Raw genomic sequence first — 14794 nt, 5'->3', positions numbered from 1 at the left:
GGGGTACGGCGAGTGTGGCGTAGGCACACACCACTGACGGTCAGTCATCCACGGACACCTCACGCCCGCCGTCCGCTGGCTCGGGCGGAGTCCACCGCCCTGCGGCAATCTCGGCATCTAGCCGCGCCTGGAAGTGCGCATGAGCACCCCGCATCTCCGCCTCGCGGTCCGCCTTGTAGAAGGGAGCCTGATAGCCGACCGGGGGCGGAGTCTGATCCGGGGCTTCAAGATGGGTGAGGAGATCGAGGTAGTCCTGCTTGGTCTGACCGTGACCGTAGGTGTTGAAGTCGGCGGCAATCTTGCGACCGTTGGCGTCGAAGTAGGTGGCCGCCTCGTAGTCGTACAACTGCGGGTAACGCGACTTGAAGATGGCGACGAGCTGGTCGGCGGTGATGCCGAGCCAGACGGAGACGAGGGCGTCGAGCTCAACGAGCGCGGCCCGCCTCTCGTGCTCAGTGCGGAGCGGGGTGCCGTACTCCCAGGTCGCCGTGAGACCGGCGGCGAGAGGCTTGAGACCCGGCCACTGGGGGTTGGCCCAGTCCTCGTAACCCGCCCAGCGCATGTCGAACAGCTCGGCCCAGAGGGGGGAGTAGTGGGTTGTGAGGGCGTTCAGACGGAGGGCGCGGAGGAGGAGTGCGGGGGCGAGGGGATGCTCCGGAGCAGGGGCTGGCATCTTGCGGGCCTCGCCGACTTGGAGGTGCGATCGTCCGGTGATGCGCAGTAGGTAGTCGAGTGGAAGTGCCGCCCAGAAGCCTGCGTTGAGGACTGTGAGGCGGTTGTCGTCCAAAGCGGCAGAGTGCACGTTATGTACGTGGGTAGGACCAGGCGGGATGAGGGCGGCTTGCAAGCTGCGACTTGTGTTGAAGGCAATCATGACCCGCCATGCCAAGCGGAAGTAGGTGGTGTACCGCTTCCCGAGCCATGAGTCCTGGGCTGCAAGGTACGTAGTCTCGTCAGTGGCTCGTACAAGGTTGGTCACGGGAACGAACGCTTCAGACAGCTCGTGAGGCACGAGCAGGTTCCAGTCCCTATTGCTGCGGCACGGAATTTTCGGTTCCTTCGAGAAGGGGAGCGCCGCCGCGAAGTGCGGGCCTTGAAAGACGACATCCGGAAGACTGGGAACTGACTGGCTTTCCCAGCGGATCAAACCTTCCTTCTTGGCTCCGGATTCATGCAACCCGCTTGAAATCATCGGATGGTGGTCAGCCAGGCTCCTGCTGTAGCTGGCCAGCGCCTCGATTGCTCCCTGTTCACCCAAAAGGACTGGGTACAGCAGCGGGGCCTGTACTGCCCCACCCGCTGAGCCCGTCAAGGACTGCCAACTGGTCAGCAGTGTCATGTCCACATGCACCACGCGCTCACGGTGCGGACGGACATCCCAAGAACCGTTGTACTTGATGCCCGGGACCTGGCCTTGTCCGTCGTGGACCAATGATTCGGGCAATACTTCGACGTCACGGAGCTCGCTGAGATGCAGGAAATCGGGTTCTTGGGAAGTTCCATAGATGTGCATCCCGAATTGCTGGGCGCGATCAAGGTCGTCGAACGCCCAGTTCGCCGAATTCACAAAATGCGCATGGACTCGAAGATGTCGGTACGCAGCAGCTCGAATGGCACCCTCCCGGACGCCGCCGAAGTGAGTGTCTGGGTGGATCACGCCCGCACTGCCGTGTGGTGCGGTGTGCCGCCAGACCTTCGCCATGAAGGCGCGGTAGAGGTCGCCCTGGGTACCAACGAGGAGCGGGTACGTGGCGGAGCTGCCCAGTGTGGCCACGGCCCCCGCTTGTGTGGCCAGCTCGTTGAGGACGAATGCGGGGCCGTTCCCCCAAGTTGTCAGTATCTCCTCCTTCCTGAGTCGCCACTCCTCCGTGCTGGGCATGTCCGCCAGCATGAACCATGGGTCGAGTTCGGCCAGAACCACGTCCTCCTGCCACCGAGGTCGAACCCAAGGCGGATTCCCCACCTGCAAGTCATACCCACCCTTGGCAAACACCTGCGCAAAGTCCAACTCCCAATGGAAGAACCCCTGCGCCCGCGCCACATCCCCCGCAACTCCCGTCCAGGGGAACCGCAGCTCCAGCTGCTGGAAATGCTCCATGCCCATCAAATCCGGCAGGGCATCCTCATAAGGCTCCAGCTCCGCCAGCGTCCCGAACTCCGCCACCAGCGAGTCCGCCGGCACATCCTCCGTGCCGACCAACGCCTCCGCGAACTCCAGCCAGTCGTCCAGCCCCGCCAGCGGAACCACCGCCCGCTTGCGCGCACCCCCGATGGCCTCCTTGCGCCGCCCCGCGCGCCGGCGCTCCACCGAGGCCGCCGTCAGCTCGCCGCCCCCCGTGATCTCGCCGAACAGATCCTCCGTCTCCCAGGACATCAGCACCCCGGACTCATCCGCAGCCCGCAGCCCCTCCGCCACAGCACCCGAGGGAAGCTCCTCAACCCCCCGCTCGTACACCGCCGCCGTACCGTCCAGCAGCCCGGCCTCCTGCACCGGCCAGAACCACAACGCGCACCACGCGTCCATCAGCGTCTTCAGGCGCCAGTACGGGGTGTCCGGAGCCGTCAAATCAGCGACGACCTTGTCCCGCTGGACCGCGACCTCAGGCGACCGCAGCCAACCGTCCTCCGCGCCCCAGACGTCGATCCGGCGCGAGATGTCCCGCTCGGAGATCTCCAGGCGTCGAACAACCAGCCCCCACAGGAACTCCACCCTCCGGGCCGCCGCCTGAAGTCGCTCCGCCTGCTTGGCAGTTGGCGTGCGCGTGATCATCTTGCGCCAGTTGCCCAGCGCCCGCGCCGCCTCCGGGGCCAGCGCCTTCGCCTCCTTCTCGGCCGCGACCGCGCCCCACTCCTTCGCCGGGAGGAGGAAGTGGTGGACGGCGTTCTCGGTGACCCGCTGCACCGAGCCGCTCCGGGTGGTGCGCTCGGTCACCGTCATCGGGAGGCCGTTCGCTGCTTCCGTCAGCGGGAAGCGTTCCGGCGTCGTCCCCAGCCAGGCCGCCTTCTTCAGCTTCTCCGGCGGGTACACCTCACGCCGACCGCCGATCAGGGAGTTGCCGCGCCGCAGGTGCAGGCCGAACCACGGGGCCTCCATGCCGGGGTGCATGGTGTTGAGCCACAGGGACACCTCCGCCAGCTCCACGGCCGTCTCGTTGAGGTCGACGCCGTAGGAGTTGTGCAGGGCGACGTACGCCTTCGCCTTCTGGAACTCGACCGCGTACTTCTCCGTGTCGATCGGCGTGCCCAGCTCCTCCTGGCGGCGGCGCAGGTACTCCGCCGCGACCTGGTTGATGGCCTCGTTGAGGAACGCCCCCGAGCCGAGCGCCGGCTCGCAGATCTTCCAGTCGAGCAGCTCGCGCGCCTCGGTCGTCGTACCGTCCTGGTCCAAGCGGTGCTGGAGGGCCAGTTGGACCGTCACCTTGGTCAGGGACTCGGGGGTGTAGTACGAGGCGGAGGTCTGGCGGTCGCGGCCGGACAGGCGGTAGACGAACGAGCCGGGGGTGTAGCGGACGCGGACGTCCTCTCCGGTCTCCTCGTCGCGGCGGTGCACGAACACGTTCCCCGGATAGTCGTCGACCTTCGACCTCGGGATGAGCCAGGAACCGTCCTTCGGGTCGCCGTTCTTAGCGACCTCGTACAGTTCCTCGTCGCCCGCGATGAAACCGCTGTACGACATCAGGCCCTCGTACACGGCCCCGAGCTGGTTGATGCCGAGCTGGGCGTACGAGATGAAGCCGCCGCGCTCGCCCTTCTTGCCGCGTGTGATCATCAGCAGGCGCAGCACCTTGTAGAGGGTGGCGTTCCGCAGCCGGGTGTCCAGGACGCCGTCTGAGCCCTCAAGGCCGGCCTCGTCGTCGTCCTCGTCGTCGGTGTCGTCGTGGGGGTGCGGGATCGTGCCGAGGCCGATCAGCCGGATCGACTCCGGTTCGAACAGCTTGGAGTGCAGCGGCTCGAAACGCAGGCCCACGTCCTCGCTGGACTTGGGGGTGGCCTCCACGCCGTCCGCTTCCGCCCCCGAGGGGCCGTGCGTCCGCCGCGAGCGGTAGCCCTCCTGGACCTTGCGGAAGAGCAGGTCCAGGGACTCGTACAGGTACGTGCCCTGCCGGGACTTCTCGTCGACCAGGTCCCGTTCGGCGATCAGTTCGCCGAGGCGGCCGAGGCCGTAGCCCTGCTGGTACTCGGGATAGTCGGCGGGCAGGATGCCCAGCTCGGGGCGGGCCTCCGCGTAGAGCAGGAACAGGACCCGGTAGAGGTAGCGGAGCGACTCGCGGGTCAACTGCTTGCCGAGGTCGGGCAGTTCGCCGATGTCCTCGGGGCGTACGCCCTGCTCGCGCAGCCGGGCCAGGACCTCGCCCGCGATCAGCTCCACGCTCAGCCGCAGACCGTCGCGCAGTTCGCTGGAGACGCCCACCGCGTGCTTGGTGGACTTGCCGACGAGTTCCGCGAGGGGGTTCTCGCCGCCCTCCTCCGGCGTGCGCAGCGAGTCCGCGCCGAACAGGGCGGCGATCGTGTCGAGTTCGCCGCCCGCCTTGGCGTCGTTGCGCTGAAGGGCCGCGTCGAGGGAGACCGCGAGGTAGCGGCCCTCGCCCCACACCATCCGGTCCGCGAGGACGACGACGCCGCCGACCAGCAGCAGCACGTAACGGGGCGCGTCCTCGCAGGCGAAGAGGAACGAGGCGAGTTTCGAGCCCGTCGGCACGGTGGTGCGGCCGTCCAGCGGTACCGGCTCCAGGAGGCGGCCGGGGCCCTCCGGGTCGAGGGCGGCGTCCGGTTCGGCGGCCCAGCCGCAGTCGACCGCGACCAGGCCCTTCTCGGCGTGCGCGACCCGGACCTCGTACGGCTGGTCGGCGCGCGTGACCGTCATCGTGCGCGGCTTGGCGTCGTAGCCGAGCGCGCGCAGCACCTCCGCGTTCAGGGCACGGACCCGCTCGCACCAGGCGGGGGAGTCGTATGTCGCCGAGTCGTCCTCGGTGTCCTGGGCGGCCGCCGTGCCGTCCTCGTCGTCCTCGGGGAGCGCGAAGGAGGAACGGGCCCGGAAGTAGCGGCGGCGCAGTTCACGCAGGCCCGCGCGCGGGGTGACCGGCAGGGCGTCGGCGTCCGGTTCTCCCGGGACCGCTTCGGCCGCTGCGTCGGCTCCCGCCGTGGCCGCCCGCTCGGCCTCCGCCCTCGCCTCGTCCTCGCGCTGCTTCCAGGCGGCCAGCAGGCCCGACTTGAGGTCCTTGGGCAGGACTTCGGCGAGGTAGTGCGCCGAGAAGTAGTCTCCTCGGTTGACCAGGGAGTCGTACGTCATGTCCGGTCTCTTCTCAGGGAATCTCAGGTCGGCGGGTCTGGCGGGCGGCGGGGCGGCGGGCCGGGCCGTGGGCGGGTGCGGGCTCAGGCCGTGGACGGCGGACGCGCGGGCGCTTCCGGGTCGGGGACCAGGACGGCGAGGACCCGCATCAGGGGGCGGCCGGTGGTCAGCAGCGAGTCCGCGAGCGAGGCGAGGGACTTCTTCGTCCGCTCACCGGCGAGGGTGGGCTGCTCCCAGTCGCCCAGGCGGGCCTTGTAGTCGTCGATCGGCTTGCGCAGCGGCTCGTCCCAGGCGTCGCGGTGCCGGTCGAGGAAGTGCTCGGCGGCGGCCAGGGCGTCGGGGATGCCGGCCTCCAGCGCCGTCGCCGGTTCGCCGTGGCGCATCGGGTTGGCCATGGTCGGTCCGACCCCGGAGCGGTGCAGCAGGCCGACCATGTCGTCCTCGACCGTGCCGCCCCGGGTCACGCCCATCCACTTGACGACGGTCGGACGGCCCAGCGCGTTGGAGTAGACGCCCTGCACGAGGTACGTGGGCTCGGGCACGTCCGCCGTGATGATCAGCGCCTCCTGCCGGCCCAGGCGTACCAGGACCTTGTCCGTGAGCCACTCCACCACCGGATGCAGATCCGTGAGCAGGGAGATCTCCGGCCAGCTGGACGTGGACGACTCGCGGGCCCGCTTCAGGGAATGCTCGGCGAGCCGACGGTTGAAAGTCACCAACAGCCGCTCGCGCAGGCGCTGTTCGCGTACGTAGTCCAGCGGGAGCGCCTTGAGGCGGTGCACCAGGTCGGTGGGCGGGCGGAAGGACAGCAGGCCCGACTCGGTGTCGCGGTGCAGGTCCAGGCTGGTGGTCGCGTCGGGGAACACCTCGCTCAGCGCCTCGTCGAGGAACTCGGCGGTCGACGTGAACAGCCGGGGAACCGCCGCGTTGCCCGGTGCGGACGTGCCGGCGTCCTTTCCTTCGGTGTCCTGTGGATCGCCGTCCTCCGCGCCCGGTCCGGCGTCACCCACCGAACCGAAGAAGTCCGCCAGGAAGTCGTCCATGGCCGCGTCCGCCTCGGCCTCCGCCCGGTGCGCGTCCAGCGACTCGTCCACCGTACGGCCGCGCAGCAGATCCTGGATGAGGGACTTCTCCTCGGCCTCCGCCCGGTACAGGCCCGTCACCGCCTCGGCCGTGCCCAGCGCCCGGTGTGCCTGGTCCTCCCGGTCCAGCAGCCGCTCCGCGACCACCGTGTCGTCCTTGGCGCCCTCCACCTCGCTGGTGAGGATCAGCGCGCGGAACTGCGGCTGGTGCGCCTGCCCGTACCGGTCGATACGGCCGTTGCGCTGCTCGATGCGGATGAGCGACCACGGCACGTCGTAGTGGACCAGCTGGTGGCACTGGCGGTGCAGGTTGACGCCCTCGGACGCCACATCGCCGGTCAGCAGGACGCGTACCGGCGCGTCCGCCAGGCCGAAGTCCTCCACACACTGCATCTGCTGCTCGTCCGACAGTCCGCCGTGCATCACCCGCGTCGACTCCTCGGCCGCCCGGCCCCGGAAACCGAGCGCGGCCGGCAGCACCGTACGCAGCCACTCCAGGGTCTGCACCCGCTCGGAGAAGACCACCACCCGCGCGTCCGACTTCGGGCCCACACCGATCGCCTTCAGCTGCTCGACCAGCGCCGCGAACTTCGCCGAGTCCGCTTCCGTCAGCGGCTCCACCAGTTCCTGCAGCGTGCGCAGCGCGGCGAGTTCGGCGCGGGTCGCCGTCGGTTCGTCCTTCTTCTCCAGCGTCTTGACACGTGCGCCGACCGTCGCCTTCAGGGCGGCGTGCGAGGACAGGAACGACTTGAGCAGCGTGTACGGGAAGAGGGGGACGCCGCTCACCGAGGTGCCGGTCTCTCCGGGCATCCAGACGGCCGCCAGCTCCTCGAAGATCTTCTCCTCGGCGGGTGTCGCCGCACACCGCACCGACTGCGAGGGGCCACGGTCCGCCCACTGGCCCTTCATCTGCTCGCGGACCTCGGGGCTGATCTTCGTACGGCGGATGAAGAGGTGCTCGATGTCCTCGGCGCGGTAGTGCTCCGGATCACGGATCGCCGCCGGGTCGAGGAGGCCGATCAGCTCCGCGAACGACTTCGCGTCACCGTTGTGCGGGGTCGCCGAGGCCAGGATCAGGGCGTCCGTGCGCGGGGCGAGGATCTGCGCGAGCTGGTTGCGCAGGGAGCCGCGGTTGATCAGGTTGTGCGACTCGTCGATGACGACCGCGTCCCAGTTGATGCGCTCCAGGTGGTGCTTGTACTGGTCGGTGTTCTTCAAGGTGTCGATCGAGACGATGACCCGCTTGAAGTACGTGAACGGGTTCCGGCCCGCCGGGATCTCCCGCTGGATCCGCTCGATGCCGACCGAGTCCAGCCGTACGAGAGGGATCGCGAACCGGGTCCACAGCTCGTGCTGGAACTGCTCCAGGACGTGCTGCGGGGTGACCACCAGGAGGCGCTCACCGCGCCCCCGACGGATCAGCTCGGCCAGCGTCAGACCGATCTCCAGGGTCTTGCCGAGCCCCACCACGTCGGCGATCAGCAGCCGCGGGCGGAGGTTGCGACCCGACAGGGCCAGTTCGGCGGGGCGGCGCTGGTAGGGGAGGGAGTCGAGGAGGAACGAGTCGGCGAGGGCCAGCCGGCGCTCGGACTGGGGGAGCGCGGTCTTGCGCAGGACCGCCTCCAGGAAGAGACGGGAGCGGCGGAAGTTCGACGACTCGTCCCGGACCAGCTTCGTGCGGCGGGGGTCGATCAGCTCGATCGTGTCCAGGCCGGTGAAGAACACGGCCTCCTGGTCCCGTACGAAGTCGGACACGCCGACGACGTCGACCTTCGCGCCGTCGTGCTCGGTGCGCACGGAGTTCCGCACGAGCCACACCTCGTCGCGCACGAAGACCTGCGCGCCTGCCGGGAACTGGTCCTCCCCGTCCGGGTGAGGGCCGACCGGTGCGGTGCTGCTCTGCTGGGCGGTCACCCGCTGCCTCCCGTGTCCGTCATGCTGTGCTGTTGTCGCGGCCCGGCTCCCGGCTCGGGCGGACCTGCCGCTCACGCTGTTGTACCGCTCCACTGTGCCGTATGGGCGGTAAAGCGCGTGAACCACCCTCACCGGGGCAGACCCGCAGGTCAATGGTGCGCGGTGGGGCGTGCCGGGGGAGGCACCTGGAGCGGTGCGCGGGATGTGGTCAGAACGCGGCGCGCGCCGCGTACGCCTCGCGCAGCTGCTGGGCGGTGCGGCGGGCCTGGGCGGAATGGCGCAGGGAACGAGCCGGGGTCCGACCGGTGGGGCGGGGCCGCCGTGGCACGTCCTCGTCCGGAGCGCTCTGCTGGTGCTCCGCGTTCGGAGGCACCGGGGCCGTGGGCGCCGTTTGAGCGGGTGGCTCGGCCTGTGCCGTCTGCTGTGGCGCGGTGAGATGCATGGTGGGCTGGGTATCCGGAGCGGGCCCGTCCACGACCACGGGTGGGGTCGGCGGTTCGTCATGACGCGGCCCGGCTGCCGGATCCGACATGGCAGGGACGGCAGCAGGAGGGGAGCTTTCCGGCGCCGGCGCCGACAGCAGCGTCGGGAAATCGTGGGGCGGCGCGGCCGTGTAGGTGGTGAGACGCCGGCGCGCCTGGGCGAGCTTCAGCCCCTGCGCCTCGACCAGACCACGGCACTGCTGGACGACCTCGGTGATCGTGGGCCGGTCCTGAGCCTGATGGGACAGCATGGCCGTCAGGAGGGGGACCAGCTCGGGTGGCGCCCCTGTCAGATCGGGGGCGGTCGTCGGATCGGTCACCATGTGGAACAGCACGTGGATGTTGTGCGCGTGGTACGGCAGGTGGCCCGTCGCGGCGAACAGCAGAACCGTACCCAGTGCGTACACGTCGACGGCGCTCGTCAGCGGCTTCACGCCGTTGGCCTGCTCGGGCGGCATGCACGACGGGGTGCCCACGACCGTGTTGGCGGCGGTGAGGGAAGCGCTCGACTCGGCGAAAACCGCGAGGCCGAAGTCGATGATCTTGGGACCGTTCGGGCCCAGCAGGATGTTCGCGGGCTTCAGGTCCCGGTGCAGCAGGCCCTGCTTGTGCACATAACCCAGGCCCTCGGCGAGAGTGGCGCCGAGCGACAGGACAAGAAGCGCGGGCAGCGGGCCGTGGGTCACCACGTGCTTGCCGAGGTCCGGGCCCTCCACGTACTCCGTGGCCAGCCAGGGCTGTTCCGCCTCCGCGTCCGCGTCGAGGAGCTGCGCGATTCGCGCACCCCAGACCGTCTTCAGGATCTCGATCTCCTGCGCGAAGCGCAGCCGGGCGGTCGAATCGACGACCGACGGCTTGATGATCTTCACCGCGGCCGGCTCACCGCCTGGAGACTCGCCCAGGTACACCTGTCCCATGCCGCCCTGGCCGATCCGGCCCAGCAGCTCGAAGCCGCCGATCTGTGCCGGATCCTCGGGGCTGAGCGGCGTGGTGTGCACGTCTGAGTCTGTCCTTCGGTCGGGTCCGCTGGTCGGGAGCTGTCGAAGCGGCTCCGCAACAAGCTAGCCGATACGGCGGACAACCAGAGCACATCGAGCGGACCGTCTGAACTCCCGACGGCGATGAAGCCCCCGGCCCGGAACGCTCGGGAACGACGGCGGCAGGTCCTGCCGGTCTGCGGCGGGCGTGGTGGTCCACGCCCCCTGTACGAAGCCCGGTTACGTAAACGTTGAACCGTGCCGCGTCCCGCCCCGTCCTCGCGACAGGGTGCGCGACTTCCGATGAGGGGGCGTACCTTCCCTTGCGTGGCCGTCGGAGTAGCCGTCAGAGTAGCCGTGGGAGCGGTCAATTGGAATGTTTACGCAGGTCATAGCGCTGCGGTGGCTTTCCCCCGGCGTACAGCCCGACTCGTCTGCCGCTCTGTGTGTCCGCGGGTCAGAGCTGGCAGCGGCCTGCTGCATCAGCCCTTACCTCCCTGGCGGCGCGGGTTCCCGAGGACAGTGCGCCCTGGACTGATCCGGTCGCCCGGTGATCGCCGCACACGTATCGGGCCGGGCCGAAACGGGTCGGGCGGCTGAGAGGCCACGGCGGTGGCATGGCCGGCAGCGCCGACGGGACCGTGCAGGTGGCCACGCGGCTCCATGCGCTCGTGTCGGTGTCGTACATCTCGGCCAGGCGCCGCAGCACGGCATCGTGCGTGCCCGGTTCGTCCGCGGACAGTACGGAGGTCGCGACCAGCGAGGTTCCGGGCGGTGCGTAGGAGGCGGTCACCTCGGTGAGGACGCATGTGTTCAGTACCGAACCGGTGCCGTCCACCAAGAGGGTTGGTTCCGTCATCGGGCTGGTGGGGGCCGCGTGGTAGTAGGTGGTGACCGTCCGTCCGCCGGGCACGGGCAACCCCGGCAGCAGGCGGGCCGCTGTGGCCGCGTCGGTGGCGACCACGACGGCCGGCGCCGGGAGTTCCTCCCCGTCCGCGAGCAGAACGCCCGAGGTGGTCACGTCTGCGACGGGTGTCTCCAGCCGCAGGACGCCGCCAGGCAGGGCCCGGGCGAGCTGGGCGGGTACGGCGCCGATTCCCTTGGCCGGCAGGCCCAGGGTCCCGCGGACCATGCTCCGCCAGACCAGGTGGAAGAAGCGGGCCGACGTCTCCAGCCGGTCCTCCAGGAACACACCGGACAGGAAGGGCCTCAGCAGATCCTGCACCGTGGCGTCCGACAGTCCCGCCCGGGTGAGGGAGGCCGCCACGGTTGCGTCGCTCCGGTGCTTGAGCAGCTTCGTGGGCAGCAGCGCGTCCCCCACCGTGATCGCCGCCAGCGCGGCCAGATCGCGCAGTGGCAGGGCGCGGTGCCTCAGCAGCGAGGCCGCGGCCTTCCGGTCACGGGTCGGGTCCGTGAGTCGTACGGGCCCGGTCGGAGTGTGCACCACGAAGCCCGGAGTGAACGGACGCAGGCGCAGTACTCGGAGATCGATACGGCGTTTCACCTGTGGGTAGGCGGTGTTGAAGACCTGGAACCCGCGATCGAGCAGGAAACCGTCCCGCGCGTCCGTTCTCATGCGTCCGCCGACGCCGTCCGACGCCTCCAGGAGGGCCACGCGCTGCCCGGCGCGGCAGAGGTCCAGAGCGCAGGCGAGTCCGGCGAGCCCCGCGCCCACCACGACCGTGTCGAGCCGTCCTCCGTCCCGACCACGAAGGGTCATCGTGCTCCTCCTCGTTCTCCGGACCGGCGCGAGGCCTCGCACTCGTCCGCAAGGGTCACCCGACAGGCTCGTGCTGCCGGGCGTGGGTGCGCCTCGCGTCGGCGCGGCTCCCGTTCACAGCATCACGTTGCCGCGCCGAACGCCAGGCGCCATGGCGGCCGTACGGCGAAGGGCCGCGCCCTGTCACCCCGTCACCGCAGACACCACGACCGCAGCGGCAGGCTCCGTCGGCCCGGAGGGACTCGCCGCCGGGACTGCCGGACACCACGGGTGCGGTGTCCGGTGGTCCGGTCAGGGGTCAGCTGCTGGGCATCAGCACGCTGTCGATGATGTACACGTTGGCGTTGGCGGTCTTGACGTTGCCGCACACGACCTTGGCGGAGTCGTTGACGGTGTAGGACTCGCCGGAGCCGGAGGTGGTGAGCTTCGACTTCTCCAGCGTGGCGAAGGAGCCGTTCTCCAGGTCCTTCGGCGTCAGCTTCTGGCCCACGACGTGGTAGGTGAGGATCTTCGTGAGCTGGGCCTTGTCGTTGAGGACCTTGTCCAGCGTCGCCTTGGGAATCTTGGCGAAGGCGTCGTTGGTCGGCGCGAACACGGTGATGTTCTGGGCGTTGTTGAGGGTGTCGACCAAGCCGGCCTTCTTGACGGCCGTCACCAGCGTGGACAGGGCCGGGTTGTTGGAGGCGGCGGTGGCGACCGGGTCCTTGGCCATGCCGTCGAAGGAGCCGGCGCCGCTCGTGGGAACGGCCGCGCAGGCGGGGCCGAACGGCTGGTCCGCCGAGGCGTTGCTGCCGGCCTCCGTCATGCCGTCGTCCGACGTGGAGGCGGACGCCGATGCCTTCGACGAGGAGTCGGACTTCGCGGAGTCGCTGCCGCTGCCGCTGTCGGAGCAGGCGCTCAGGGCCAGTGGCAGGACGGCCGCGGCGGCCAGGGTGACGGCGGTACGGCGCATACGGGTGTTCATGATGTGTCTCCTATAGATGGGAACGGTGTGATTGACGGGAACCGTGTGATTGACGGGAACGGTGTGATTGGCCGGAACGGTGTGAGTAGTGATCGCTTGCGGAATGCGGCTCGGGGGTGTCACTCGACGGTCACCACGACGGAGTGCCGGCCGCTGGCGCCGTCGGGGATCGTCCTGGTGCGTCTGTCGGTCTGGACCTGACCGGTGCGGTCGGTCGCGCGGACGGTGAGGGTGTGGCCGCCCTTGGTGGCCTGCCAGGCCAGGGACCACTGGCGCCAGGTGTCGCGGGTGTCCTCGGCGGCGAGTCGGGCTTCCTGCCAGGGGCCGTCGTCGACGCGGACCTCGACCCTGTCGATACCGCGGTGCTGGGCCCAGGCGACGCCGGCGACCATGACGGTGCCTGCCCGGGGGCGGGCGAAGGGCTTGGGCGTATCGATGCGTGACCCGGTCTTGACCGGCGCCCGGCGCGCCCAGCCGCGCTCGACCCAGTAGGGGTCGTAGGCGTCGAAGGTGGTGAGTTCGATGTCCTTGATCCACTTGCAGGCGGACACGAACCCGTACAGCCCCGGCACGACCATGCGGACGGGGAAGCCGTGGTCGAACGGCAGCGGTTCGCCGTTCATGCCGACGGCCAGCAGGGCGTCACGGCCGTCCATCACGTCCTCGACCGGGCTGCCGATGGTCATGCCGTCCACCGAACGGGCCACCAACTGGTCGGCCGGACCGCCCTTGGAGGGAGGCTTCACCCCGCACTCGGCCAGCAGGTCGGCCAGTCGTACGCCGGTCCAGCGGGCGTTGCCGACATAGGGGCCGCCGACCTCGTTCGACACGCAGGTCAGCGTGATGTCGCGCTCGATCAGCTGACGCCGCAGCAGATCGTCGAAGGAGAGCACGAGAGGCCGACTGACGCCATTGCCGTGGATGCGCAACCGCCAGGCCGTCGCGTCGACCCTGGGTACCACCAGCGCCGTGTCGACCCGGTAGAAGTCACTGTTGGGCGTGGTGAAGGCGCTGACTCCGGGGATCCGCACCCCCGCGCCCTTCGGCACGGGCGCGGCCGGCGAGGCCGGGGCGGGCAGTACCACGTTGCGCCGCGAGGCGACCGCGTCCTGCCCCCGAGAACCGCTCAGCGACCGGCCCAGAGCCCCTGCCCCCGCCGACGCGGCGGCAGCGGCCGTCGCGGTGATCACGAACCCGCGCCGGTCCCAGCCGGAATCGCAGAGGGATGCGCCCTGGCTGGGCGTGGCCTCGCCGCGGGGTGTGAGACGGCCGGCGAGAACGTACAGGAGCCCCGCGCCGGCGACGGCGCCCGTCACCGAGGGCAGGGCGTCGAGCGCACCCGTCGAGTCGGGCCGGCTCGTCGCCGCCATCGCGCCGACCGCGCCGAACAGCAGTACTCCCGCACTCCCGGAGCGCCTGAAACGCAGCGCGACAATTCCCAGCAGCAGCGCGAAAAGGGCCAGCACCGCCAGAATTCCGAGCTGGAGAACGAGTTTGTCGTCGGTGCCGAAATTACGGATCGCCCAGTCCTTCACAGCGGCAGGCGTACGGTCGATCGCGGCACCGCCGACCGCCACGACCGGACCGGCCTGCGGGCGGACCGCGCCCGCCACCAGCTCGGCGACCGCGAGCGCGGCGAAACCCGTCAGCACACCGCTGAGGGCGCCCAGCGCCGCCAGGCCAGGTCGTATCCGGTGTCGCTCATCGGTTTCGGTCACGTGGGGAATCCGGCCCAGGAGCCCTGATGGATTGGTCGTCCCCACGATCGGATGAACTTTTCTCCCGGGCCAATCCGAAACCGCTTCGGCTACGGATCACAAGAAACTCGGCTGTTTCTCGGACCACGCCGTCCGGCGGAATCGCGACGTCGTGCAGGGGTCGCGTCACACCGGCCGCTAGGCACTGTCCAACCTTCGGACGACCGGACGAGAGGAGCCGCCCAAACGACGGCGAAGAGGGGCGGGGGTGGCCTTCTTGAAACCTGGCCCGGCCGACCGGCTGCGCTCCACGCTGTCCCGGCCCGCCCCGCACACCGGCCGCAACCGGCCCGCCGGTGTGCGGATGACCTTGCCGGACGGCGGTGGCTCCTGGCGCGTCGAGATCCACATCGTCGTGGAGAGGCAGACAAGAGCCGTGGACGTGGCCCGTGCCGTCCGCGCCGGTGTGCAGGGCCGCCTTGCGGCCCTGCTGCCCGAGCGGCCCGCGCCCCGGGTCACGGTGACGGTCGGTCACGGGCCGCGTCCAGGCCCACGCCCCGTGTGAGAGGGGCGCGATCCGATGACATCCGGCGAGCTGTGGCCGTATGCCTCACCCGAGACTGCGGGTGATCAGCGGAGAGTGTTGGTGATCAGCCGAGAGGGGTGGT

7 protein-coding genes are annotated in these 14794 nt (G+C 69.8%); 1 reads left to right on the top strand and 6 read right to left on the bottom strand.

Annotated features, from left to right (window positions below; genetic code table 11):
* Nucleotides 1–40: 40 nt before the first annotated feature.
* From AC3ETA_RS39655 to AC3ETA_RS39630, 6 genes are all read right to left on the bottom strand, one after another.
* Nucleotides 41–5290, bottom strand: a complete 5250-nt coding sequence (locus AC3ETA_RS39655; protein WP_432197753.1) for a class I SAM-dependent DNA methyltransferase — start codon at nucleotides 5288–5290, stop codon at nucleotides 41–43.
* A gap of 83 nt (nucleotides 5291–5373) precedes the next feature.
* Nucleotides 5374–8286, bottom strand: a complete 2913-nt coding sequence (locus AC3ETA_RS39650; protein WP_432197752.1) for a DEAD/DEAH box helicase — start codon at nucleotides 8284–8286, stop codon at nucleotides 5374–5376.
* 208 nt (nucleotides 8287–8494) lie between these two features.
* Entirely contained in the window at nucleotides 8495–9766 is a 1272-nt protein-coding gene (locus AC3ETA_RS39645; protein ID WP_432197751.1) for a serine/threonine-protein kinase, read from the bottom strand.
* Nucleotides 9767–10202: 436 nt separating this feature from the next.
* The gene (locus tag AC3ETA_RS39640; protein WP_432197750.1) at nucleotides 10203–11465 is read right to left on the bottom strand and encodes an NAD(P)/FAD-dependent oxidoreductase; all 1263 of its coding nucleotides are present in this window, start codon (nucleotides 11463–11465) and stop codon (nucleotides 10203–10205) included.
* 298 nt (nucleotides 11466–11763) lie between these two features.
* Nucleotides 11764–12429: a fasciclin domain-containing protein gene (locus tag AC3ETA_RS39635; RefSeq protein ID WP_432197749.1), complete on the bottom strand. Its 666-nt coding sequence runs from the start codon at nucleotides 12427–12429 to the stop codon at nucleotides 11764–11766.
* A 119-nt stretch (nucleotides 12430–12548) separates the two neighbouring features.
* Nucleotides 12549–14147: a sulfite oxidase gene (locus AC3ETA_RS39630; protein ID WP_432197748.1), complete on the bottom strand. Its 1599-nt coding sequence runs from the start codon at nucleotides 14145–14147 to the stop codon at nucleotides 12549–12551.
* 256 nt (nucleotides 14148–14403) lie between these two features.
* On the opposite strand from AC3ETA_RS39630, the gene AC3ETA_RS39625 reads away from it, so the two are divergent.
* Nucleotides 14404–14691 carry an Asp23/Gls24 family envelope stress response protein gene (locus tag AC3ETA_RS39625; RefSeq protein ID WP_432197747.1) on the top strand — a complete coding sequence of 96 codons (288 nt, stop codon included), beginning with the start codon at nucleotides 14404–14406 and terminating at the stop codon, nucleotides 14689–14691.
* The last annotated feature ends 103 nt before the right edge of the window (nucleotides 14692–14794 follow it).

The sequence above is a fragment of the Streptomyces sp. bgisy027 genome (genome assembly GCF_057710365.1).
The sequence above is the reverse complement of the archived record's forward strand: the minus strand, read 5'-3'. Positions and strand labels throughout refer to the sequence as shown.

Bases quoted from the DNA above. Each gene is read 5' to 3' on its own strand.
- AC3ETA_RS39655 (WP_432197753.1), bottom strand. From the start codon at position 5,290: ATGACGTACGACTCCCTGGTCAACCGAGGAGACTACTTCTCGGCGCAC.
- AC3ETA_RS39640 (WP_432197750.1), bottom strand. From the start codon at position 11,465: ATGACCCTTCGTGGTCGGGACGGAGGACGGCTCGACACGGTCGTGGTG.
- AC3ETA_RS39635 (WP_432197749.1), bottom strand. From the start codon at position 12,429: ATGAACACCCGTATGCGCCGTACCGCCGTCACCCTGGCCGCCGCGGCC.